22 protein-coding genes and 1 riboswitch are annotated in these 23,955 nt (G+C 60.6%); of the genes, 13 read left to right on the top strand and 9 right to left on the bottom strand.

The window, feature by feature from the left end; translation table 11 throughout:
- Positions 1–12: 12 nt before the first annotated feature.
- Positions 13–1,068: an erythrose-4-phosphate dehydrogenase gene (epd, locus tag RHM69_RS18895; RefSeq protein ID WP_003194958.1), complete on the bottom strand. Its 1,056-nt coding sequence runs from the start codon at positions 1,066–1,068 to the stop codon at positions 13–15.
- Between the two features lie 138 nt (positions 1,069–1,206).
- Positions 1,207–3,204 carry a transketolase gene (gene tkt, locus RHM69_RS18900; protein WP_019817446.1) on the bottom strand — a complete coding sequence of 666 codons (1,998 nt, stop codon included), beginning with the start codon at positions 3,202–3,204 and terminating at the stop codon, positions 1,207–1,209.
- 260 nt (positions 3,205–3,464) lie between these two features.
- Here tkt and RHM69_RS18905 point away from each other — a divergent pair, with 260 nt between their 5' ends.
- The 5 genes from RHM69_RS18905 to RHM69_RS18925 all read left to right on the top strand — a co-directional run bounded on the left by RHM69_RS18905 (position 3,465) and on the right by RHM69_RS18925 (position 8,427).
- Positions 3,465–4,460: an ArsR/SmtB family transcription factor gene (locus tag RHM69_RS18905; protein ID WP_003194962.1), complete on the top strand. Its 996-nt coding sequence runs from the start codon at positions 3,465–3,467 to the stop codon at positions 4,458–4,460.
- Positions 4,461–4,479: 19 nt separating this feature from the next.
- Positions 4,480–5,670, top strand: coding sequence for a methionine adenosyltransferase (metK, locus tag RHM69_RS18910; RefSeq protein WP_003194964.1), 1,191 nt, complete (start codon positions 4,480–4,482; stop codon positions 5,668–5,670).
- A gap of 212 nt (positions 5,671–5,882) precedes the next feature.
- Positions 5,883–6,233, top strand: a complete 351-nt coding sequence (locus RHM69_RS18915) for a DUF1090 family protein (protein WP_014720281.1) — start codon at positions 5,883–5,885, stop codon at positions 6,231–6,233.
- 98 nt (positions 6,234–6,331) lie between these two features.
- Entirely contained in the window at positions 6,332–7,993 is a 1,662-nt protein-coding gene (gene ligB, locus RHM69_RS18920) for an NAD-dependent DNA ligase LigB (RefSeq protein ID WP_122300967.1), read from the top strand.
- 38 nt (positions 7,994–8,031) lie between these two features.
- The gene (locus tag RHM69_RS18925) at positions 8,032–8,427 is read left to right on the top strand and encodes a DUF1090 domain-containing protein (protein WP_014720283.1); all 396 of its coding nucleotides are present in this window, start codon (positions 8,032–8,034) and stop codon (positions 8,425–8,427) included.
- A gap of 6 nt (positions 8,428–8,433) precedes the next feature.
- Here the strand turns inward: RHM69_RS18925 and RHM69_RS18930 are convergent, their stop codons facing one another.
- Positions 8,434–8,883: a c-type cytochrome gene (locus tag RHM69_RS18930; RefSeq protein WP_019817443.1), complete on the bottom strand. Its 450-nt coding sequence runs from the start codon at positions 8,881–8,883 to the stop codon at positions 8,434–8,436.
- A 129-nt stretch (positions 8,884–9,012) separates the two neighbouring features.
- Here RHM69_RS18930 and RHM69_RS18935 point away from each other — a divergent pair, with 129 nt between their 5' ends.
- Positions 9,013–10,206 carry a murein transglycosylase A gene (locus RHM69_RS18935; RefSeq protein ID WP_133633518.1) on the top strand — a complete coding sequence of 398 codons (1,194 nt, stop codon included), beginning with the start codon at positions 9,013–9,015 and terminating at the stop codon, positions 10,204–10,206.
- 208 nt (positions 10,207–10,414) lie between these two features.
- On the opposite strand, the gene RHM69_RS18940 is transcribed toward RHM69_RS18935, so the two are convergent.
- Both RHM69_RS18940 and RHM69_RS18945 read right to left on the bottom strand, forming a co-directional pair.
- Entirely contained in the window at positions 10,415–10,801 is a 387-nt protein-coding gene (locus RHM69_RS18940; protein ID WP_014720286.1) for an MAPEG family protein, read from the bottom strand.
- A gap of 29 nt (positions 10,802–10,830) precedes the next feature.
- Positions 10,831–11,664 (bottom strand): EamA family transporter, encoded by an 834-nt coding sequence (locus tag RHM69_RS18945; RefSeq protein ID WP_019817441.1) that lies wholly within the window; start codon positions 11,662–11,664, stop codon positions 10,831–10,833.
- Between the two features lie 103 nt (positions 11,665–11,767).
- Between RHM69_RS18945 and RHM69_RS18950 the strand changes: the two genes are divergently transcribed.
- Positions 11,768–13,003, top strand: a complete 1,236-nt coding sequence (locus RHM69_RS18950; RefSeq protein ID WP_014720288.1) for a cation:proton antiporter — start codon at positions 11,768–11,770, stop codon at positions 13,001–13,003.
- Here the strand turns inward: RHM69_RS18950 and RHM69_RS18955 are convergent.
- On the bottom strand, positions 12,987–13,862 hold the full coding sequence (locus tag RHM69_RS18955) for a LysR substrate-binding domain-containing protein (RefSeq protein WP_020301866.1): 876 nt from the start codon (positions 13,860–13,862) through the stop codon (positions 12,987–12,989). The two genes, RHM69_RS18950 and RHM69_RS18955, sit on opposite strands and share 17 nt — an antisense overlap.
- A gap of 92 nt (positions 13,863–13,954) precedes the next feature.
- Here RHM69_RS18955 and RHM69_RS18960 point away from each other — a divergent pair, with 92 nt between their 5' ends.
- Together RHM69_RS18960 and RHM69_RS18965 are read left to right on the top strand one after the other, a co-directional pair.
- Positions 13,955–14,368, top strand: a complete 414-nt coding sequence (locus tag RHM69_RS18960) for a VOC family protein (RefSeq protein WP_014720290.1) — start codon at positions 13,955–13,957, stop codon at positions 14,366–14,368.
- A gap of 34 nt (positions 14,369–14,402) precedes the next feature.
- Complete coding sequence (locus RHM69_RS18965) at positions 14,403–15,692, top strand: cation:dicarboxylate symporter family transporter (protein ID WP_234452099.1); 1,290 nt, start codon at positions 14,403–14,405, stop codon at positions 15,690–15,692.
- Between the two features lie 19 nt (positions 15,693–15,711).
- Here the strand turns inward: RHM69_RS18965 and RHM69_RS18970 are convergent, their stop codons facing one another.
- The 3 genes from RHM69_RS18970 to RHM69_RS18980 all read right to left on the bottom strand — a co-directional run bounded on the left by RHM69_RS18970 (position 15,712) and on the right by RHM69_RS18980 (position 19,098).
- Positions 15,712–16,602, bottom strand: a complete 891-nt coding sequence (locus RHM69_RS18970; protein WP_014720292.1) for a formate/nitrite transporter family protein — start codon at positions 16,600–16,602, stop codon at positions 15,712–15,714.
- Between the two features lie 71 nt (positions 16,603–16,673).
- Complete coding sequence (locus tag RHM69_RS18975; protein ID WP_200600293.1) at positions 16,674–18,593, bottom strand: patatin-like phospholipase family protein; 1,920 nt, start codon at positions 18,591–18,593, stop codon at positions 16,674–16,676.
- A gap of 100 nt (positions 18,594–18,693) precedes the next feature.
- The gene (locus RHM69_RS18980; protein WP_003194988.1) at positions 18,694–19,098 is read right to left on the bottom strand and encodes an acyl-CoA thioesterase; all 405 of its coding nucleotides are present in this window, start codon (positions 19,096–19,098) and stop codon (positions 18,694–18,696) included.
- A gap of 199 nt (positions 19,099–19,297) precedes the next feature.
- Positions 19,298–19,404: riboswitch (S-adenosyl-L-homocysteine riboswitch) on the top strand.
- Between the two features lie 21 nt (positions 19,405–19,425).
- On the opposite strand from RHM69_RS18980, the gene ahcY reads away from it, so the two are divergent.
- The 4 genes from ahcY to RHM69_RS19000 all read left to right on the top strand — a co-directional run bounded on the left by ahcY (position 19,426) and on the right by RHM69_RS19000 (position 23,888).
- A complete protein-coding gene (ahcY, locus tag RHM69_RS18985; RefSeq protein ID WP_003194990.1) occupies positions 19,426–20,835 on the top strand; it encodes an adenosylhomocysteinase in 1,410 nt (469 codons plus the stop codon).
- 178 nt (positions 20,836–21,013) lie between these two features.
- Positions 21,014–21,859, top strand: a complete 846-nt coding sequence (gene metF, locus RHM69_RS18990; RefSeq protein ID WP_014720294.1) for a methylenetetrahydrofolate reductase [NAD(P)H] — start codon at positions 21,014–21,016, stop codon at positions 21,857–21,859.
- Between the two features lie 79 nt (positions 21,860–21,938).
- Positions 21,939–23,021 (top strand): hypothetical protein, encoded by a 1,083-nt coding sequence (locus tag RHM69_RS18995; RefSeq protein ID WP_019817436.1) that lies wholly within the window; start codon positions 21,939–21,941, stop codon positions 23,019–23,021.
- A gap of 63 nt (positions 23,022–23,084) precedes the next feature.
- On the top strand, positions 23,085–23,888 hold the full coding sequence (locus RHM69_RS19000) for a substrate-binding periplasmic protein (protein WP_200600291.1): 804 nt from the start codon (positions 23,085–23,087) through the stop codon (positions 23,886–23,888).
- The last annotated feature ends 67 nt before the right edge of the window (positions 23,889–23,955 follow it).

Here is a 23,955-nt window from a genome sequence, read left to right on the forward strand (position 1 = left end):
GCAGTTCCTGAATTACTGTTGAGGTTGTTTAGAAGCGATGTGCAGATAGTGTTCGGCAACATCCAGCATGCGGTTGGCAAAGCCCCATTCGTTGTCGAACCAGGCCAGAATGTTCACAAGCCTGGGGCCGGAAACGCGGGTCTGGCTGGCATCGACAATCGCCGAATGCGGGTCATGGTTGAAATCGCAACTGGCGTGGGGCAGCTCGGTGTAGGCCAACAGACCTTTGAGCGGGCCGCTGGTGGCGGCGTCGCGCAGGATCCGGTTGACTTCGGCCGCGTCAGTGTCACTGACGGTTTGCATGGTGATATCCAGGCAAGACACATTCACCGTCGGCACCCGTACGGCTTTGGCCTGGATTCGCCCGGCAAGTTCCGGCAGCAGTCGCTCGATGCCACGCGCCAGGCCGGTGGACACCGGAATCACTGACTGGAACGCCGAACGCGTGCGCCGCAGGTCTTCGTGGTGATAGGCGTCGATGACCGGCTGGTCGTTCATCGCCGAGTGAATCGTGGTGATCGACACGTAATCCAGGCCGATCGCCTGGTCCAGCAGGCGCAGCAACGGCACGCTGCAGTTGGTGGTACACGACGCGTTGGACACCAGCAGCTCATCGCCGGTCAGGCAGTCCTGGTTGATGCCGTAGACGATGGTGGCGTCGACATCCGCCTCGCTGGCCATCGGCTGGGAAAACAGCACACGCGGTGCGCCGGCGTCGAGAAAACGCTGGCCATCGGCACGGGTGTGATAAACACCGGAGCATTCCAGCACTAGGTCGACGCCCAGTGCTTTCCAGTCGATGCCTTCGGGGGTGGCACTGCGCAACACTTGCACGCAGTTGCCATTGATATGCAGACAATCGCCTTCAACCCGCACTTCGCCAGGGAAACGGCCGTGGGTGGAGTCAAAGCGTGTCAGGTATTCGATGCTGGCCATGTCGGCCAGATCATTGATCGCGACAATTTCAAACCCGGCCGCCGCCCCTCGCTCGAACAGAGCACGCAAGACGCAACGACCAATGCGGCCGTAGCCGTTGAGTGCAACTTTGTAGGGACGCGGTTGGGGCATGGGGTTCTCGATCAAGGTTAGTTCAGTGATGAATGTACTGGCGCCATCGCGGGCAAGCCCGCTCCCACAGTGGACCGCGATCCAAATGTGGGAGCGGGCTTGCCCGCGATGGCGCCAGTACAGACAACGCAGACTGACTTAGTCTTCCAGCAACTCTTCAGCCTGACCCAGGATGTTTTCCAGGGTGAAACCGAACTCTTCGAACAACGCTGGCGCCGGCGCCGACTCACCGTAGGTGGTCATGCCGATCACACGGCCTTCCAGGCCCACGTACTTGTACCAGTAGTCGGCGTGAGCCGCTTCGATGGCGATACGCGCACTGACCTGCAACGGCAATACCGATTGCTTGTAACCGGCGTCCTGGGCTTCGAACACGCTGGTGCAGGGCATGGACACAACGCGCACGTTGCGGCCTTGCTCGGTCAGCTTGTCGTACGCCTGAACGGTCAGGCCCACTTCGGAACCGGTGGAGATCAGGATCAGCTCCGGCTCGCCGATGCAGTCCTTGAGCACATAACCGCCACGGCTGATGTCGGCGATCTGCGCGTCGGTACGCACCTGGTGTTGCAGGTTCTGACGCGAGAAGATCAGCGCCGAAGGGCCGTCCTTGCGCTCGATGGCGTGCTTCCAGGCCACAGCGGATTCCACCGCATCGGCTGGGCGCCAGCAATCGAGGTTCGGCGTAGTGCGCAGGCTGGTCAGTTGCTCGACCGGCTGGTGCGTCGGGCCGTCTTCGCCCAGGCCGATGGAGTCGTGGGTGTAGACGTGGATCACGCGCTTCTTCATCAGCGCCGCCATACGTACGGCGTTACGTGCGTATTCCATGAACATCAGGAAGGTCGCGCCGTAAGGCACCAGGCCGCCGTGCAGGGACACGCCGTTCATGATGGCGCTCATGCCGAACTCGCGCACGCCGTAGTACATGTAGTTGCCGCTGGCGTCTTCGGCAGAGACACCCTTGCACCCCTTCCACAGGGTCAAGTTGGAACCGGCCAGGTCAGCCGAACCGCCGAGGAACTCAGGCAGCAACGGGCCAAAGGCGTTCAGGGTGTTCTGGCTGGCTTTACGGCTGGCGATGGTCTCGCCCTTGGCCGCGACTTCAGCGATGTAGGCCGAGGCCTTTTCCGAGAAGTCGGCAGGCAGGTCACCGGCCAGGCGGCGCACCAGCTCGTTGGCCAATTCCGGGAATTCGGCGGAGTACGCAGCGAAACGCTGGTCCCACTCGGATTCAGCCGCCAGGCCTTTTTCCTTGGCATCCCATTCGGCGTAGATATCGGCCGGGATTTCGAACGGGCCGTGGTTCCACTTCAGTGCTTCGCGGGTCAGGGCGATTTCCGCGTCACCCAGCGGGGCGCCGTGGCAGTCTTCTTTACCCTGCTTGTTCGGCGAGCCGAAACCGATGGTGGTCTTGCAGCAGATCAGGGTTGGCTGCGCGCTCTTGCGAGCGGTGTCGATAGCGGTCTTGATCTCTTCCGGATCGTGGCCGTCGACATTGCGGATCACCTGCCAGTTGTAGGCTTCGAAACGCTTAGGCGTGTCGTCAGTGAACCAGCCTTCGACTTCGCCGTCGATGGAGATGCCGTTGTCATCGTAGAAGGCAATCAGCTTGCCCAGGCCCAGGGTACCGGCCAGGGAGGCGACTTCGTGGGAAATGCCTTCCATCATGCAGCCATCACCCAGGAACACGTAGGTGTGGTGGTCAACGATGTCGTGGCCAGGGCGGTTGAACTGCGCGCCCAGGACTTTTTCCGCCAGGGCGAAACCAACCGCATTGGCCAGGCCTTGGCCCAGGGGGCCGGTGGTGGTTTCCACGCCTGGGGTGTAGCCGAACTCCGGGTGGCCCGGGGTACGGCTGTGCAGCTGGCGGAAGCTCTTGAGGTCGTCAATGGTGACGTCGTAGCCGGTCAGGTGCAGCAGCGAATAAATCAGCATCGAGCCGTGGCCGTTGGACAGCACGAAGCGGTCACGGTCGGCGAACGACGGGTTGCTCGGGTTGTGTTTCAGGTAGTCACGCCAAAGTACCTCGGCGATATCCGCCATGCCCATCGGGGCACCGGGATGGCCGCTGTTGGCTTTTTGCACGGCATCCATGCTGAGGGCACGAATGGCGTTGGCACGCTCACGACGGCTGGGCATCGCTGATCTCCTGGAGTTTGCTTATAAAGAAACGGAAAAAAGGACCGGCATTTTCCCTCAGCCACCGCCTGCGGGCAATGAAAGATAGTTACTTGTGGGCGTTTTTCCTGTGCTTTGGGCATCAATCCCTTGCAGAAACCTTTAACCGGTTCGTCTAAAGGTTATAGCGATGGCTTATAACCGCCACTTATCGATCAATATCAAAACTTTTTGATATTGGCCTTGCGGGGATCTACACCCGTCACTAGACTGCTGGCCTTATGAACCTACCCGTGCCCTCCCTGCGTCCTGACGACGGCGATGAACTGGCTGCCTTGTGCAAGGCCGCTGGCGATCCGTTGCGCTTGAACGTACTGCGCGCACTGGCCAACGATTCTTTCGGGGTACTGGAGCTGGCGCAGATCTTCGCCATCGGCCAGTCCGGCATGAGCCACCATTTGAAGGTGCTGGCCCAGGCCGACCTGGTGGCTACCCGTCGCGAAGGCAATGCGATTTTCTACCGGCGTGCCCTGCCCCATACCGAACTGCTTGGCGGAAAATTGCACGCTGCCCTGCTCGACGAAGTGGATAACTTGTGCCTGCCCGGCGATGTGCAATCGCGCATCGGCCAGGTGCACGGACAACGCGCCGCCGCCAGCCAGGATTTTTTCTCACGGGTGGCCGACAAGTTTCGCGCCCAGCAGGATCTGATCGCCGGCTTGGCCCAGTACCGCGAAAGCGTACTGGCGCTGCTGGACAAGCTGAGCTTCAGTGAAGAGGCCACGGCCTTGGAAGTCGGCCCTGGCGACGGCGGTTTCCTGCCCGAACTGGCGCGTCGCTTCGAGCAGGTCACCGCGCTGGATAACAGCCCGGCGATGCTTGAACTGGCGCGCCAACTCTGTGAGCGCGAAGCCTTGGGCAATGTGCGCCTGCAGTTGGCCGACGCCCTGAGTGACACCGGCCTGCGAGCCGATTGCGTGGTGCTGAACATGGTCTTGCACCATTTCGCCGCCCCGGCAGAAGCTCTCAAGCAAATGGCCGGGTTGCTGCACCCCGGCGGTAGCCTGCTGGTTACGGATTTATGCAGCCACAACCAGAATTGGGCCAAGGAGGCCTGCGGTGATCTCTGGCTGGGTTTTGAACAGGACGATCTGGCCCGTTGGGCCACCGCTGCGGGACTCGTTCCCGGGGAAAGCCTCTATGTAGGTTTACGTAATGGTTTCCAGATTCAGGTCCGCCATTTTCAGCGACCGGCTGGCGACACTCACCATCGGTAAATATCAGGAAAACATCGAGATGAGCGAATACTCCCTTTTCACCTCCGAGTCCGTGTCTGAAGGGCATCCGGACAAAATCGCCGACCAGATTTCTGATGCGGTGCTGGACGCTATCATCGCTGAAGACAAGTTCGCCCGTGTGGCGTGCGAGACGCTGGTGAAAACGGGCGTGGCGATCATCGCCGGCGAAGTTACCACCACTGCCTGGGTCGACCTGGAGCAGATCGTGCGTGACGTGATCACCGACATTGGCTACAACAGCTCCGACGTCGGCTTTGACGGCGCAACCTGCGGCGTGATGAACATCATCGGCAAGCAGTCCCCGGACATCAACCAGGGCGTTGACCGGGCCAAACCTGAAGACCAGGGCGCCGGCGACCAGGGCCTGATGTTCGGCTACGCCAGCAACGAAACCGACGTACTGATGCCCGCGCCGATCACCTTCTCGCACCAGCTGGTACAACGCCAGGCCGAGGCGCGCAAATCCGGCGTACTGCCATGGCTGCGCCCGGACGCCAAGTCCCAGGTGACCTGCCGCTACGAAGGCGGCAAAGTGGTGGGCATCGACGCCGTCGTACTGTCGACCCAGCACAACCCGGATGTGTCCTACGCCGACCTGCGTGAAGGCGTGATGGAACTGATCGTCAAGCACGTACTGCCTGCCGAACTGCTGACCAAGGATACCCAGTTCCACATCAACCCGACCGGCCAGTTCATCATCGGTGGCCCCGTGGGCGACTGCGGCCTGACCGGCCGCAAGATCATCGTCGACAGCTACGGCGGCATGGCCCGTCACGGCGGTGGTGCATTCTCCGGCAAGGACCCGTCCAAGGTTGACCGCTCTGCGGCTTACGCCGGTCGTTATGTGGCCAAGAACATCGTGGCTGCCGGCCTGGCCGAGCGCTGCGAAATCCAGGTTTCCTACGCCATTGGCGTCGCCCAGCCTACGTCGATCTCGCTGAACACCTTCGGCACCGGCAAGATCAGCGATGACAAGATCGTCAAACTGGTGCGTGAGATCTTCGACCTGCGCCCTTACGCGATCACCACCATGCTCGACCTGCTGCACCCGATGTACCAGGAAACCGCAGCCTACGGCCACTTCGGCCGCACCCCGGCGCAGAAGACTGTGGGTGATGACACCTTCAGTACCTTCACCTGGGAAAAAACCGACCGCGCCAACGACCTGCGTACCGCCGCCGGCCTGTAATCGTTCGCGGTAAATAGAGCCCCGCCAGGTCTGCCTGGCGGGGCTTTTTGTTGCCTGCAGGGCCTCTTCGGGCTTTTTTGGATCCAAGGCTTGCAGGCAAAATGATGGCCCACTAGAATCCGCGCCCTCTCGGGCCCTTCACCTTATTTGGATATTGCACTGCGCCCGCCCGGGATGGATAAGCGCGCAGGCAATCGAACATTGAGGTTTTCATGCGCATTTCCACGCTCGCCCCTGCCGCCCTTCTGCTCAGCCTGTTCACCCTGTCGGCCCAGGCCGCTGACCTGAACGCGCTGAGCGGCGCCCTGAGTGCCCAGCTCGGTGGCGGCAACGCCGGCGACTGCCAGCAGCAACCCAAAGACCTGCAAGCCAAGATCGACGCGGCCAATGCCAAGAACGATCTGTTGAAAGTGCGGGCATATGAGGCTGCGCTGGAGCAGGTCAACAAAGCTTGCAACAAACTCGCCGACAGCCAGGCAAAAGTCGACGCCAAGCAGCAAAAACAGCAGGCCAAGGCTGAAAACAACGACGCTGTGAAGGCCTTGGGCGGCCTGTTCAAGTAAACAGAAATACCCGGTAAAAAGCCCCGCTCGGTCGGGGCTTTTTTGTGGGCGCGTGGATCACTTAGGCTGGGCGCCCTTTTCGAGCAAGGATGCTCATGATGCACGTATTACTGGCTGCTCTCATAAGCGCCCTGCCAGCCTGGGCCTGGGCCGAAGCCTGTCCGGATAACGTTCACTTGCAGTTGGAAACCCTGTCCAGGCAAATCCAGCAGTGGGACGACAGCTACCATCGGCAGGGCCAATCCCTGATCAGCGATGAACTCTACGACCAGGCCCGCAAGCGCCTCGCGCATTGGCAAGAATGCGCCCGCCAGCAGCCCCCCAAGGCTGATAACCCGCTAGCCAGTGCGCGCGGCACCCTACGTCACCCGGTCGCGCACACCGGTCTGCAAAAGCTGCCGGGCGAGCCTGCCGTCAGTGACTGGCTTAGCACACGCCGGGATGTATGGGTCCAACCCAAGGTCGATGGCGTCGCGGTGACCCTGGTGTATCGCCAGGGCCGCTTGCACCAGCTCATCAGTCGGGGCGACGGCCTGCTGGGGCACGACTGGTCAGCCTCCGCCGCCAAGATCCCCGGCATTGTCCAACAGTTGCCCGACGCCGTTGACGTGGTGCTGCAAGGCGAACTCTATTGGCGCCTCAATCACCATGTGCAAGCGCTCAAGGGCGGGCTCAATGCACGCAGTAAAGTGGCTGGCCTGATGAACCGTCGCCAATTGAGCGACGCCGAGGCGGCAGGGATCGGCCTGTTCGTCTGGGCATGGCCCGACGGCCCGAAGGACTTCACCGAACGCCTGGCCACCCTGGCGCGCTGGGGGTTTAGCGACAGCCAGCAGTACAGCCAACCCGTCGCTTCCATTAGCGAAGCTGCGCATTGGCGCACGCACTGGTACAACGCGGCATTGCCTTTCGCCAGCGATGGCGTGGTGCTGCACCAGGCTGCGCGAGCGCCCGCCGAGCGCTGGCAAGCCAGTGCGCCGTATTGGTCGGTTGCCTGGAAGTACCCTGCCATCAAGGCCCTGGCCCTGGTACGCAATGTCCAGTTCAGGGTGGGGCGCACCGGGCGCATTACTCCAATCCTCGAACTGGAACCCGTGCGGCTGGATGATCGGCAGATCAGCCGGGTCAGTGCCAGCTCCCTGAAACGCTGGCAAGCCCTGGATATCCGCCCCGGCGATCATGTGTCGATCAGCCTGGCGGGCCAGGTGATACCGCGACTGGACGAGGTGATCCTGCGCAACGAGACGCGCGTGGACCTGAAGGTACCCGACCCTCAAGACTTCCACGCTTTGAGCTGCTGGCAACTGGACCCCGGCTGCGAAGATCAGTTGCTCGCCCGCCTCACCTGGCTGAGCGGCAAACACGGCCTGGCCTTACCCCATATGGGCCGTGAAACCTGGAACGTATTGATTCAGGCCGGTCTAATCGCAGGCTTTCTCGATTGGTTGACCCTGGATGCGGCCGAGCTTGCTACCATTGAGGGCTTAGGCGAGCGGACCCGTGCGCGGGTGCTCGACAGTATTCAAAGCGCCCGGCAACGCCCTTTTTTACAATGGCTCCGCGCCTTGGGCATACCGCCAGCGGCGCGCAACAACCTGGAAGGTAACTGGCAGACGCTGGTCGCCAAAGACCCCCAAGCCTGGCTGGCCTCAGACGGCATTGGCCCGGGACGCGCGGCGCAACTCAGCGCTTTTTTTCGCGACCCGCAGGTACAAGCCTTGGCTGAAACATTACGCGTAGCCGGGATAGATGGGTTTTGAACACCCCCGGCCACCTGATTGCGAACTTGGAGCTTTATATGAAATTTCTCGCCCCCTTTGCCTTGCTGACCGTCGCAAGCTTCATGGCCACGCCGCTGTTGGCCGCCGAAGACGTACAACCCCTCACCGGCTGCGCCGCCAAGCGCCAGGCCATCAGCAGCCAGATCGAACAGGCCAAGGCCCACGGTAACCGCGCCCAGCAGGCCGGTTTGGAAAAAGCCTTGGACGAAGTCACTACCCACTGCACCGATGCCGGCTTGAAGAAAGAACGTGAAAACAAGGTGCTCGACGCCAAGCACGAAGTCAGCCGCCGTCAGGCCGACCTCGACAAGGCTATGAAAAAAGGCGACCCGGACAAGATCAACAAACGTAAGGAGAAGCTGGCCGACTCGCGCAAAGAGCTGCAAGACGCGGTGGAAGAACTTGACCAGTAAAACCGGTCAATGATCGCGGAACTGTTTATGGCAGGCGCTGCAGGCATCTTCAACTTTTTGCACCGCAGGTTGCAGGCTGCTGGCCTTGTAGGGCTGCACTTGGCTGGCGATCACCAATTCACCGGTGGCCGCCTCAAGATCGCGGGCCAATTGTTGGAACTGCGCCTGTTTTTGCCACACATCATCTTTGGCACTGGTGTGGTCTTCTTCGCGCACGCTCGGGAAATGCTTCCACGGCTCATGGGACAACGCATCCAGTTTGACCGCACCCTCGGCGAACTTGGCGCCGTCAAATGGGATACGCCCGCGCAGCATCCCGCCCAGGTCTTCACCAGTCTTGAGCATCTGCTTGAAGATCGCCTTGCGCTGGCCCAGGGGGGAATTGGGATCAACACCGCCACAGGCAGACACTGCCAGGCAGGCCAGCAATACAACGGTCAATTTTTTTAACATCATCATGGCTTCAAGGTCACGGGAAACGGCGGCCAGTATCCTCGCACCGCCCGCAAAGACCAATAGCCCTATTAATAATAAGGGTTGCCCGAATGCAGTGAAGCACGGGCAATCGTTTCAGGAATTGCTTGCATGAATGTCACCTTCAAACCCTGGGGCCGGCGCCTGGCGTGGGCTCTGCCAATGTTCGCGCTACTGGCCGGCTGCGATGCCGGTAAAGACGCCGGCAAAGAAGCTGCCCAGGAACCCACCAAACCTCACGCCGTTGCCACGTACGTGAGCGCACCGTGGGAAGCCTTGCCGAGCGTTTCCGACAGCGACTTGCTCGCCGGCTTCGAATCCTGGCGCAGCGCCTGCCAGCGCCTCAAGGCCGACCCGATCTGGGGCCCGACCTGCGCGGCAGCGACCAGCGTTCCGGGCGATGCCGTGGCGGTTCGTGGCTTTCTCAAGGAACACCTGGATGTCTTCGGCCTGCGTTCGGCGGACAACACGCCAAACGGCTTGATCACAGGTTATTACGAGCCGGTCTACCCCGGCAGCCTGACCAAGACCGCCACCGCCCACGTGCCGGTATACGGCGTGCCGGACGACCTGATCATCGTCAACCTCGACAGCATCTACCCGGAACTCAAGGGCAAGCGCCTGCGCGGGCGCCTGGAAGGTCGTGTGCTCAAGCCGTATGACGACGCCAGCACCCTCAACAGCCAAGGCTCCACCGCCAAGCCGATCGCCTGGCTGACCGACCCGATGGACCTGCAATTCCTGCAGATCCAGGGCTCGGGGCGTATTCAACTGGCCGGTGGGCGCCAACTGCGTGTGGGTTACGGCGACCAGAACGGCTACCCGTACCGCCCCATAGGCCGTTGGCTGGTGGAACAAGGCGAACTGAAAAAAGAAGACGTGACCATGGCCGCCATCAGCGCCTGGGCCAAGGCCCACCCGCAGCGCATTCCAGAACTGTTGGCGAGCAACCCCAGCTACGTATTCTTCAGCGCCCGCCCCGACAGCAACGAAGGCCCGCGCGGTTCGCTGAACGTGCCATTGACCGCCGGCTACAGCGTGGCGGTGGATCGCAAGGTGATTCCGCTGGGCAGCCTGTTGTGGTTGTCGACCACCAAGCCGGACGGCACGCCACTGGCACGCCCGGTCGCCGCGCAGGACACCGGCGGCGCAATCACCGGCGAAGTGCGCGCAGATCTGTTCTGGGGCACAGGCAATGCCGCAGGCGAGTTGGCGGGAAACATGAAACAGCAAGGGCAGATCTGGATGCTGTGGCCCAAAGGCGCGGCGTTGCCACAGGTGCCGGATGCGCCTGCCGGCACCTGACAACCTCTGATAGTCAATGTGGGTGGGGGCTTGCCCTGATCCCAGCCAGTTATCGCAAATCCCCTGTGGGAGCGGGCTTGCCCGCGAAGGCGGTGTGTCAGTCAGTGCATCTGTTACGGCACGACCGCTTTCGCAGGCAAGCCAGCTCCCACATTTAATTGATCAACAGCAGGGCTTGCTCCCTCCCGCATAGCGACGGCGTCATCCCTCAGATCGAGACGAAGAAGAAACTCGCAATCAACGCCATACCCACGGCCCACACCAGCGAACGCAAGATCGCCCAGTCCGCCAGGTAGCAAATGATGTACAGCAGGCGGCTGGTGATAAACAGCACTGCCAGCACGTTGATCGTCACCAGTTCGGCGTTGCCGGCCAGGTGCGCAATGATGACGGCGGCGGCAAACGCCGGGGTCACTTCGAAACTGTTGAGTTGCGCGCTATGAGCACGCTTGGCGACGCCTTCCAGGCTCTCGAGGAAGGCACGCGGGTCGTGGTTATCCCGTGGCCCGAACTTGCCTGTACTGAACTTGGCCACACCGGTGCAGATGTACGGCAGAAAGATTGCGATCAATACACACCATAAAGCGACTGTCATCACCGATTCCTTTTAGTTTTATCCGACGGTTAGAGTTTCATCACCAACATGCCAATCAACACCAACCCACAGGCTATGAGCCGTGGACGGCCAAAAGGTTCTTTCAAGTAACGCATACCGAACAGCACCACCAGAATCACACTGACTTCGCGCAGCGCGGCGGCTTCGGCAATCGAGCCCAACTGCATGGCCCAAAGTACCAAAGCGTAGCTCAACAACACGCATAACCCCACGCTCAACCCCAACCGCCACTGGGTGCGCCAGAACAGGCTGAAGGCTGCACGCTTGCGCACCAGCGCCAGCAGCGGAAACGGCCAGGCGCTGATCAGCGTCAACCACACCAGGTAATCCAGCGGGTGCGACCAGCGCCGCAACGCCTGCCCGTCCAAAAAGGTGTAACAGCCAATGCACAGGCCGATCAGCAACACCACGGGTAGCATCGACCAGGGCAACCGGTCACCGCCGCCGCCCTGCCACAACAGGCACACCATACCGAACGGGATCAGCAGAATCCCCAGGATTTGCTGGTTACTCAGCACTTCGCCGGCAAACACCAGGGTCAGCACCAGCACCACCAGCGGCGACAAACCGCGCATCAACGGATATACCAGGCCCAAGTCACCCACCCGATAGGCCTGGATCAACAAATAGCGATAGAGCAATTCAAACAGCGCCGAGGCAACGAGCCACGGCCAGAGTTCCAGCGGCGGCAAAGACACGAACCCCACCGCCAATACCACGAACAGCAGCGCCACACTGTCCATGCAAGCGATGACTAAAAGGCGCTCGCCACTGAACTTGATCAAGGTGTTCCACGTCGCATGCAACAGCGCCGCTACCAGCACCAGGGCTGTCGCTACCACCAGAACCTCCTTAATTGATACGTCATGTAACAGCACCTGTTTATACTAAACCCCGATTCGACGCACCCCGTGCGCCTATATTTCCCTGCTCCAAGGACCCCGGATGCTTGAACTTGTCGCCGCTTTCATCTGCCTCACCACCCTGCTCACTTATGTGAACTTCCGTTTTATCGGCCTGCCGCCCACCATCGGCGTGATGGTCACCGCACTGCTGTTCTCGCTGATCCTGCAAGGCCTGAGCGTGCTCGGCTACCCAGGCTTAGAGGAACGCGTCCAACAGCTGATCGGCCAGATCGACTTCGGCGATTTGCTGATGAACTGGATGCTGTCGTTCCTGCTGTTCGCCGGCGCCTTGCACGTCAACTTGAACGACTTGCGCAGCTACCGCTGGCCCATCGGCCTGCTGGCAACCTTTGGCGTGTTGATCGCCACCGTGGTGATCGGCAGTCTGGCGTACTACATCTTCGCCCTGTTTGGCTGGCACGTGAGCTTCCTTTACTGCTTGCTGTTCGGCGCGCTGATTTCCCCCACCGACCCCATTGCGGTGCTCGGCGTGCTGCGGACCGCCAATGCCTCCAAACCGCTGAAAACCACCATCGTCGGCGAGTCGCTGTTCAATGACGGCACCGCCGTGGTGGTGTTTACCGTGCTGCTGGGCATCGCGCAGTTGGGTGAAACACCCACCGTGGGCGCCACGGCCATGCTGTTTGCCCACGAAGCCATTGGCGGCGTGCTGTTTGGCGGGCTGATCGGCTACCTCGTGTACCTGATGATCAAGAGCATCGAACAGCACCAGATCGAAGTCATGCTGACCCTCGCCCTGGTGATCGGCGGCTCGGCCATGGCTTCGGAGCTGCATGTGTCCGCACCGATTGCCATGGTGGTCGCGGGGCTGATCATCGGTAACCTGGGACGCAAGCTGGCGATGAACGACATGACGCGTCGCTACCTGGACGGTTTCTGGGAATTGCTCGATGACATGCTCAACGCGCTGCTGTTTGCACTGATCGGCATGGAGCTGCTGCTATTGCCATTCAACTGGCTGCACGTGTTCGCGGCCAGCCTGCTGGCGGTGGCGATCCTGCTCTCGCGCCTGCTGACCGTGGCCCCGGCGATCCTGTTGCTGCGCCGTTGGCGCTCGGTACCACGCGGCACTATCCGCATCCTCACCTGGGGCGGCCTGCGCGGCGGCGTCTCGGTGGCATTGGCCCTGGCCCTGCCCCTGGGCCCTGAACGTGACTTGTTGCTGAGCATCACCTATATCGTGGTGCTGTCTTCGATCCTGTTGCAGGGGTTGACGATCGGTCGCGTTGTCAGCCGCGTTACTGGGCCGCAGTAACCGCGCCGCGCAACACTTCAAGTAGGTGCCGCATCGCCAGTGGACGGCGCGGTGTCGAGCCGTACATGACTACCAGCTCGCGCGCATAGCACTGCGGGTTGCCGGCCGGTAACACACTGATGCCGTTGGAGGGCATGCCCGCCCACTGCGGCACCAGCGAAACCCCCATCCCTTGGGCGACCAGCATCAGGATAGTTTCCAGCGCATCCAGCTCACATAGCACCTCTGGGTCGAAGGACTGTTCATCCAGAAAGCGCTGGGCAATCTGACCGCCCCAGGAGCGTGCGTCATAGCGGATGAATGGGCGTTCACGTAACAAGGCAGCCAGCGCCTGCGCACCCCACTGGGCGGGCGCAACCAGAATCAAGGGTTCGGCACGCAGCAAGGCCATCGACAAGGCTTTGGGCGGTTGAAACGGCGGCCGTACCAGTATCGCCGCATCCAACTCCTGGTTGAGTAACTTCTCATAAAGGCTTCTGGAGTCGCCGGGTGTGATCTTCAGCCTCAGCTTGGGTGCTGACATTGTCAGACGCTCGATCACCCCCGGCAAGACGCCGGTCAGCGCCGTGGAAATGGCCCCGATTTTAATTTCCCCCGATAACTCGTCCTGGCTCAGATGCTCCTGCAGCTGGCGCGCCTGTTCAATAACTGCCTGGATTCTGGGCAAGAGCAGCAAGCATTGATCCGAAGGCCAAGCGGCATGTGCCGTGCGCGTGAGCAGCGTACAACCCAGCGTGCGCTCAAGCGCCTTGACCCGCAGGCTGATCGCCGCAGCACTACGATTTTCACGGCGCGCAGCGGCGGCTATCGACCCGGTTTCAATGACAGCGACCAGGCTCCTCAGGAATCGAACATCCATAAGTTTTCCTTTCGCTCAGACCAAGGCAAACCCGTTTTACCCTGGCGGCATCGCCTGTTTAACCTGACAGTTCCCCATCTGGAGAACCAGCCATGAACAGACCCTTTCACGCTGCATACCATGTTTATGACTTAGACGAGGCGCGCATTTTTTATCGAGATGTTTTGGGTTGCACCGAGGGCCGGTGCAGCGAGACCTGGATCGACTTCGACTTTTTCGGCAATCAACTTTCACTGCACCTCGGTACGCCCTTCCCAACCACACGCACCGGCCTGGTCGGTGAGCACCAGGTACTGATGCCGCACCTGGGGGTGGTGCTGCCACTTGATGAGTGGCTGACGCTTGCCGAGCGCCTCACCCGCCTGGGCACGCGCTTCGAGATTCCACCCGTGACCCGCTTTGCCGGCGAACCTGGCGAGCAGCGCACGATGTTTTTTCTCGACCCCAGCGGTAACCCCATCGAAGTGAAAGGGTTCAAGCACTTCGAAGGGTTGTTCGCCCCGTAAATCCCTGACAATCACAACAATAAGGGACACCCCCATGACCACTAGAAAACCCACCAGTCTTATCACTCGCATCATGATCGGCCTGGCTGCCGGGATAATCGTCGGCCTCCTGCTCAATCAATTCCCCGAGCAAAAAACCTGGTTCATCGACAATCTGCTGCAACCGGCTGGCGACCTGTTTATCAAGCTGATGAAGATGATCGTCGTTCCCCTGGTATTTGCCTGCATGACCGTCGGCATCGCCGGCATGGGCAACCCGTCTGCCCTGGGTCGCGTCGGCCTGAAGACCTTCGTGTACTTCTTCACCATCACCAGCATTGCCATCGTCTTCGGGCTGTTGGTTGGCAATGTGGTGCAGCCCGGCTCGGGCGCCGAATTCGGCAGCACGCTGCAGGCACCGGCGACGGGACTGGCCTCCAGTGGTACCCCACAGAACCTGGGCCAGGTACTGCTGGCGATCGTGCCGGATAACATCATCCTGGCCATGTCACAGGGCAAACTGCTGTCGGTGCTGTTCTTCGCGATCCTGTTCGGTTGTGCCTTGTCGTTGTTGCCCGAGGAGCGCAAAGCGCCCTTGATCAATGTGATGCAAGGCGTCTCCGACACCATGTTCAAAGTCACCCACTTGGTCATGCATTACTCGCCGATAGGTATTTTCGGCCTGATCGCGGTCACCGTCGCCAGCTTTGGCCTCAGTGCGTTGTTGCCGCTGGCCAAACTGATCGGCACGACCTATGTCGCGGTGCTCTTATTTGCCCTGTGTGTATTGGGTGCAGTGGCACGCTTGGCCGGCGTCGGCTTTTTTCACCTGGTGCGGGAAATACGCAGTGAACTGCTGCTGGCCTTCAGCAGTGCCGCCTCGGCGACGGTCATGCCTCAACTGATCGAGAAGATGGAGCGCTATGGCGCGCCACGGCCCATTACCAGCATGGTGATCCCACTGGGGTACTCGTTCAATCTGGATGGTGCATCGCTGTTTGCCGCACTCGGCACGCTGTTCATCGCCCAAGCGTATGGCATCGACTTGAGCCTGGCGGATCAAGGCATGCTGGTCTTGATCATGGTGCTGACATCAAAGGGCGCGGCGGGCGTGCCAGGCTTCATGTTTATCATCCTGACCGCGACGTTGACCGCGGCCGGGCTTCCCGTGGAGGGTGTGGCAATCATCGCGGGCATCTATCGTCTGATGGATATGCCCGTCACAGCCCTGAATGTACTGGGCAACGCATTGGCCCCGCTGGTAATTGCTCGCTGGGAAGGTCAGCTCAAGGCACCCGACAGCACGCTGGCCTGCGAACCTCCCAGCGTGCCCTTCAAGGCCTGACGCGTCAGCCAGGGTACTGTCAGACTTTGCCCTTATCCTGACGGGGCTTCGCCTGTGTGTGAGATTGAGCAACAGCAGGCATGGACGCCTCGCTGCGAACCTGCGCATGGCTGATCAACGCAAAGATGAAGCTACCCCCGATGATGTTGCCGGCTAGGGTCGGCCCGGCGAAGACCAGCCAGAAATCCTTCCACGGCAACTCGCCGGCAAACACCAGGTAGGACACTTCCGCTGAACCGACGACGATATGGGTGAAGTCGCCCAGTGCCATGAAGTAGGTGATCAGGATGATAATCCACAGCTTGGCACTCTCCATCGACGGAATCATCCAGACCATGGTGGCGATCATCCAACCGGAGACGATGCCCTTGGCGAACATCTGCGCGGGGTCGTTCTCCATGACCTTGCGCCCGATCTCGAGGAAGGCCAGGTCGGTCTTGGTATCGAAGATCGGTAGGTGCAGCATCACGTAGGCCACCAGCAAGGTGCCGCACAGGTTGCCCACCAGCACCACCGTCCACAGCCGTAACAAGCGCCCGGCGTTGGCCAGAGTCGGTTTGCTCATCACCGGCAGCACGGCGGTCAGGGTGTTTTCGGTAAACAACTGCTGACGAGCAAGAATCACCGCGAGAAAGCCTGCGCAATAGCCAAAGCTGGCAATGACCTTGAATTCATCACCGTCCGGCAGGCGTGAATTGAGCAGGCCCATGCCCATTAGCGACAAGCCCATGGTCAGGCCAGCGGCCAGCGCCGACCACCACAACGCTGCCACACTGCGCTCTAGCTCCTGATCGCCCTGGGTGCGGATAATTTCGTGTAATACAGCCGCGCGAGGCGGCTGGTTCTCGTCAACGTTTTGCTGCTCTTCCTGCGACAGGTTGGGGGTCTTGCCGTCTGCTTGAGTGGCCATGATGTACCTGAGTCCAAGGGGTGCCTGTAGCTACGACACGCCGCGACGATGGCTGTTCAGTGGCACCGCAACTAAACCGGAATACGCCAGGCCTTGGCCTGCTCCACGGTGGTAGAGCTGAAGGGTTTACTCCAGGGTTTATTGCGCGCCCGGTAATGTTTGACGATGCCATCAAGCACACGGTTGAACTCCGCTGGCGTCGTCGCCTCGCCCAAATCCCGCACCGCACGTTGCAATAACTCAACGTTGGCAGCCGGTTGGCCAGGACGGTATAGCGAGGGGTAAATGACTTCGCGGATAAAATTCTCTGCCTTCACGCCGATATCGCGTTTTTGCATTTCCGCGACGGCGCTGGTCAACACTTTGGACAGGCCTGAGCCATTGTTCGACGCCTGCTTGGTGCCCACCTGCAGCAGTTGCTGGAAATTACGCTGGCCTGGCGCATTCAGGCGCTTGCCCAGCCACTCGATATCCTCGGGTCTACGGGCGAGCGCATCCAGATTGCGCAGCGCCGAGGCTAATTTCGGCGTGATCACCAGCGACGTGCTGGTTTGATTCGCCTCGGCAATCGCAGTGTCCAACGCCTGTAACGCCTGCTGTGTGTCTTTGCGAAAGCGCAACGCCTCGGCGCCGGCCGCATCGTTTTGCAGGTCAACTTGCACGCTGGCGAGCATTTGATCATCCATCGCCATCACGGCATCGTTCAGCGAGGGGAACTCATGGCGCTCACGCTCCAGCTCACGCTGTTGCAGATGCCCTGACACCGCCTGGCGAGCCTGGGCCTGCAAATGCTGTTTCTGCTCGGGGGTCATGGTGAAGTTGACGGTACCACCGAGCAGGCCGCGAAAGTCGCCTTTGTCCGAGTTCAGCGGCAACGTGACCGTTTGTTCCGAGAACGCCTGGAGCCGGTCATTCTGGTAGCTTTCAGCGGCGGTGTGTGGCGTGCCGGTGAACGTGTCGGCCAGAAAGCTGAAAAAGCCACCGCTCCTGGGCGGCGCTGATGCCTTGTCAGACTCGAACTTGACGATCAGCGCTTCGTCCTTGCCCAGGGGGCTTTCCGGGAACGAGCGCTCGATGACACCTGGCGCAGGGGTATTGAGCAGCAACCCGCCGTCCTGAAACGCCGTGACCTGCGACGCCGCCTGGAACCCGTGACCCTGCTCGGTGGGGCTCTTGAACAGCCCAGGCAGGGCGCCCGAAATAAGCGCGGCGCGGCCGATATCCATATCCGGTGTCAGGTTGGCATTGAACACCACCAACTGCGGGCGGCCATCGAACATGCCCGTGCCGGTGATGTTCAGTTGCTTGATCGCCGGAATATGCCGGCTCAACACTTCCAAGTCGCGAAAAGTCGCCCCACCACCAGCGCTGAGCCGTTCGGCAATTGCTGTAACTTCCGGGGGGCGGTTGGCTGGGGGCATACCGGCGATATGGGCGAGAATCGATTGACGCGATTCGTTGCGGATCAAGTCCTCCAGCGGCTGCCCCTCGGTTTGTAGGCGCGGCAGCAACGTCAGCAGCAGTTGAGAGATATTTCCAACCGGCCCGGGCAGACTTCTGACGAGCTTGCCGAGCTCGGAACTGGCTTCCTGCAACCAAGCCGTGACCGGGTCTTTGCTGTTGAGCAAGCGGGGCAGGTCTAGGTGATTCGACAGTTGCGTAAAGGCCTTGGCATCCATGCCGCTGGCGAGCAGTGCTGCGCAAATCGCACCGGCAGATGAGCCGGAAACCACTTTTACGCCTTTGAGTTTGTCGGCCTCTTCAAGCGCTTGCACCATGCCTGGAAAGGCGATGCCCTTGGCGCCACCACCACTGAGCACCAGGTGAGCGGGCGGCGGCGGTGACACCACCACCTCCACACGCCCATCGCTGTGACGATAAATACTCAGGTTGCGCTCGCCCACACCTTTGACCAAGGGCACCTTGGCGCCCTGGTCGCTGATTTGCGGCGATGGGGGGTGATTCTCTACAACAGAACTGGAGACTTTCATACACAAGGCTCTCTCTACAGGATGTAGGCCTGAGTGATGAGAGAGCCTCAGATAGATCCACGCGGAATGATTTGGTAAAGCAAATCAGGCCGCGGGGTTGTTACTCGGGAAGACTGTCGTCCTTGAACTGGTCCTTCACGTACTTGATTTCGGTACGGCCGTGGGGCGCCGGCAAACCGTCTTCGCCCAGGTTGACGAAGACCATTTTTTCCACGGTCAGGATGCTTTTGCGCGTGATCTTGTTGCGCACTTCACAGGTCAGGGTGATGGAGGTGCGGCCGAACTCGGTGGCAGTGATGCCCAGTTCGATGATGTCGCCCTGGCGTGAAGCGCTGACAAAGTTGATTTCCGAGATGTACTTGGTGACCACGCGCTGGTTGCCGAGCTGGACAATCGCGTAGATGGCCGCTTCTTCGTCGATCCAGCGCAGCAAGCTACCGCCGAACAGAGTGCCGTTGGGGTTGAGGTCTTCGGGTTTTACCCATTTGCGGGTGTGGAAGTTCATGGTCACTCCAAAGCGTCTTGCGAAATGATGGGCAACATCATGGCAGAGCCCAGGCCCAAGCTCTATGAGCCATTGCCTATCAACCCCATGCGCGATCTTCATTGCCACCGACAGAAAGGCTTGGGAAGTGCCACATACACGGCTATAATCGCCTCCGTTTCAAAACGGTCATCTTCGATTGATACCGTTCTCCCGCCACCTGTCCGAGGGGCGCTGCAGCAGGTTAAACCTGTCAGGCTCGGATGGGGCGTTGTCCGGCCTGGTTGCCTTGGCCTGATACTAAACGCACAACGGCGCCCATTCGCACACTACGAATGGAGGCTCTCTATGAGCGCTGTAATGACGCCTGCTGATTTCAATGACTACAAAGTCGCCGATATGTCCCTCGCTGCCTGGGGCCGTCGCGAAACCTTTATCGCCGAATCCGAAATGCCGGCCCTGATGGGCCTGCGTCGCAAGTACGCCGCTGAGCAGCCGCTCAAGGGCGCCAAGATTCTCGGCTGCATCCACATGACCATCCAGACTGCCGTGCTGATCGAAACCCTGGTTGCCCTGGGTGCCGAAGTGCGTTGGTCGTCGTGCAACATCTTCTCGACTCAGGACCAGGCCGCTGCCGCTATCGCTGCTGCCGGTATCCCGGTATTCGCCTGGAAAGGCGAGACTGAAGAAGAGTACGAGTGGTGCCTGGAGCAAACCATCCTCAAAGATGGCGCGCCTTGGGATGCCAACATGATCCTGGACGACGGCGGCGACCTCACCGAGTTGCTGCACAAGAAATACCCGCAGATCCTCGACCGTGTCCACGGCGTGACCGAAGAGACCACCACCGGCGTACACCGCCTGCTGGACATGCTGGCCAAGGGCGAGCTGAAAATCCCGGCCATCAACGTCAACGACTCGGTGACCAAGAGCAAGAACGACAACAAGTACGGCTGCCGTCACAGCCTGAACGATGCGATCAAGCGCGGCACCGACCACCTGCTGTCGGGCAAGCAAGCCCTGGTGATCGGCTACGGTGACGTGGGCAAGGGTTCGTCCCAGTCCCTGCGTCAGGAAGGCATGATCGTCAAGGTCTCCGAAGTTGACCCGATCTGCGCCATGCAAGCCTGCATGGACGGTTTCGAAGTGGTTTCGCCGTTCATCAACGGCCAGAACGACGGCACCTCCGCCTGCATCGACGCAGCCCTGCTGGGCAAGATCGACCTGATCGTCACCACCACCGGTAACGTGAATGTGTGCGATGCGAACATGCTCAAGGCCCTGAAGAAGCGCGCCGTTGTCTGCAACATCGGCCACTTCGACAATGAAATCGACACAGCTTTCATGCGTAAGAACTGGGCATGGGAAGAAGTGAAGCCGCAGGTACACAAGGTTCACCGTACCGGCGCTGGTGATTTCGACCCACAGAACGACGACTACCTGATCCTGCTGGCCGAAGGCCGCCTGGTGAACCTGGGCAACGCCACTGGTCACCCAAGCCGCATCATGGATGGCTCGTTCGCCAACCAGGTGCTGGCGCAGATCTTCCTGTTCGAACAGAAGTACGCCGACCTGTCGCCCGCCCAGAAAGCCGAGCGCCTGACCGTGGAAGTACTGCCCAAGAAACTCGACGAAGAAGTGGCCCTGGAAATGGTCCGCGGCTTCGGCGGCGTCGTGACTCAACTGACCAAGACCCAGGCCGACTACATCGGCGTGACGGTTGAAGGTCCGTTCAAGCCGCACGCTTACCGCTACTGATCGGCCTTGCTGGCGCCGGCTCTTCTGTGGGAGCCGGGCTTGCCCGCGATGCAGACGCCTCGGTGTTCCAGTAACACCGAGCTGATGCTATCGCAGGCAAGCCAGCTCCCACAGAAAGCCAGGCACCCGCATCGATTGCGTATGCCTTCCAGGCTTTCGAGTTTCCAAGGGTATTACCATGTCCCAAGACCGTCGCTACAGCTTCGAGTTCTTCCCGACCAAGACCGATGCTGGACATGAAAAACTGATGGCCACTGCCAAGCAGTTGGCCAGCTTCAACCCTGACTTCTTCTCCTGCACCTACGGCGCTGGCGGTTCGACCCGTGATCGCACGATCAACACCGTGTTGCAGCTGGAAAGTGAAGTCAAAGTTCCCGCCGCTCCGCATCTGTCCTGCGTGGGCGACAGCAAGGCCGACCTGCGTAGCCTGCTGACCCAATACAAAGCCGCCGGCATCAAGCGCATCGTTGCCCTGCGTGGCGACCTGCCATCGGGTATGGGCATGGCCAGCGGTGAGCTGCGCTACGCCAACGACCTGGTGAGCTTCATCCGCGAAGAAAGTGGCGATCACTTCCATGTCGAAGTAGCCGCTTACCCGGAGATGCACCCCCAGGCGCGCAATTTCGAAGACGATTTGCAGAATTTCGTGCGCAAGGCCAATGCCGGTGCCGACAGCGCAATCACCCAGTATTTCTTCAACGCCGACAGCTACTTCTACTTTGTCGAGCGAGTACGGGCGATGGGCGTGAACATCCCAATCGTGCCGGGCATCATGCCGATCACCAATTACAGCAAGTTGGCGCGCTTCTCCGACGCCTGCGGCGCCGAGATCCCACGCTGGGTGCGCAAGCAACTGGAAGCCTATGGCGATGACGTCAAAAGCATCCAGGCGTTCGGCGAGCAGGTTATCACCGAGATGTGTGAGCAATTGTTGCAAGGTGGTGCGCCAGGGTTGCATTTCTATACCCTGAACCAGGCTGAACCCAGCCTTGCCATCTGGAACAACCTCAAGCTGCCACGTTAACGCTTGACCGGTTGTACCAAGGCCCTCGTTCTGACGAGGGCCTTTGTCGTTTTACGTTACCCACGGAACCCCGCAGTCCATGAATACAGTGCCCCCGACGTCCCGCCCGCAACTGGTTTACCTGGTCTTCGGCGCCGACACCTACCATCAGGAAGCGGTATTCAGCATCGCCAGCGCACTGGCGTTCCTGCAGGACACACCGGATGCGAACATCGACATCCAGGTATTCAGCGACAACCCCGAGCCCTATCGCTTGCTGCCGGTGCGCGTGCGCCCACTGGACGAAGCCACCCGCAAACGCTGGAGCGAGCCCCACGGTTATCACTTTCGCACCAAGCACGTGGTGCTGCGCCAAGTCCTGCAAGAATCCCCCGTGGCGCTGCTGATCGACACTGACACCTTCTTCCATCATTCGCCCATGGCCCTGTTCGAACGCGTAGAGCCCGGCACCCTGCTGTGCAACGCCTTTTACACCAAGTACGGCGACAACCACGAAAGCATCCTCTACACCGCCCTGCGTCAGCGCCTGCTGGACATGGGCGTGGCCGACGATGACATGATGACCCTCAACTCCGGCGTCATGGGCCTGACCCAACAGGATGCGCACATCCTCGACCGCTCCATCGAGTTGATGGATGAACTGTTCCCCCATGCCCAAGGCGCCTACACCCTGGAAGAGTTCTGCCTGTCGATCGCCGCCTACCGTACCGTAAAGGTGCGCGAGTGCCCGGACCTGATCCACCATTACTGGAGCCGCAAACAGCTGTTCCGGGCCAAGGTCAAGGCGTGGATCGCCAAGCACGCGAGCGCCCCCACCAGTGCGCAGGCCCTGGCCGATACGCGTCAGGTCTCCTCGCACCTGCCGCGCCCGCCGCGTTTGCAACGCTTGATGTACAAGCTGATCACCCTGCTGCTGCCCAAGCACCAGCAACAATTCATCCGCGAAATCCTTTACGGCTGCTACGAACACGAAAACGAGTTCGACCAGGCCTGCGGTCCGGTCTGGTGGGACAAGGCCCGACAAAACCAGGAAGAACGCCAGAAGCGCCCGCTTGATGCACACCAGTTGGAACACTGGTTTGCCAACCCCCTGGTGCGCCTGATTCTGGGCGAGCGCCGCGCCGCGATCCACGAACACCTGCTGAACGCTCCCGCGAAGTAAGACCGCCCGCCAATGCGCGTGCCAGAGCTTCTCTTTCTTCGGGGAGCGTCGTAACCTCAGGCTATGCCCGTCCTCTTCAAGCTGTTGACCGCTGTGTTTTTTTCTTGCCTGAGCCTGGCCGCTCATGGCGAGAAACTGCGCATTGTCACCGAACCCTGGGCGCCCTATGTCTACGAAGACAACGGCACCATGGCCGGCCTGGATTATGAAACCACCCTGATCGTGTTCCAGCGCCTGGGGGTGGAGGTGCAATGGCAGTTCCTGCCCTGGAAGCGCTGCCTGGCGATGCTCGACCAGGGCCACGCCGACGGCGCGCTGGATATCTTTCACAGCCAGGAGCGCGACGCGTTGCTGCTCTATCCCAGCGAGCCGTTGTCGGAAGTCGAATTCGTTTTGTTCTATGCCAACGAACGCCCTCACCCCGCCGCCACGCTCGACGACCTGCGCGGCCTGACGGTTGGCGTTTCACCTGGTTACCTTTATGGCGACGCGTTCAGTGAGGCCAACACCTTCCAGCGCGAACCCGCCCCCAGCCATGAAGCCAACTTTGGCAAACTCATGCTGGGGCGCGTCGATATGGTGGTGACTGACCGGCGCGTGGGGCACCACGTGCTCAAGGCCCTGGGCCTGGAAGGTAAAGTCAGCCAGGCATCGGTGGTGGTCAGCCGCCAGCAGCAATTTCTTGCGGTACGCCGTGGCGCAGGCATGGACCTGCTGGTGCAACGCTTTGCCGCCGAGCTCAAGCGCTTCAAGCAAGAGCCCGCCTATGCCACATTGAGCGCCAAATATGGGCGGATGCACGAGCAAACAGCCCCCATACCAGCCCCCGAACACGCCGTTGAGCAGCAGGAAAGCAGCGCGCGGTGATTGCTCTGTTATACTGCGGCCTTTCCGCCAGGCTTACGCCCGGCCGCTCGGGTCTTGAAAACGGCAC

The sequence above is a fragment of the Pseudomonas sp. CCI1.1 genome (assembly GCF_034348165.1).
GTDB classification, from domain to species: Bacteria; Pseudomonadota; Gammaproteobacteria; order Pseudomonadales; family Pseudomonadaceae; genus Aquipseudomonas; species Aquipseudomonas paracarnis.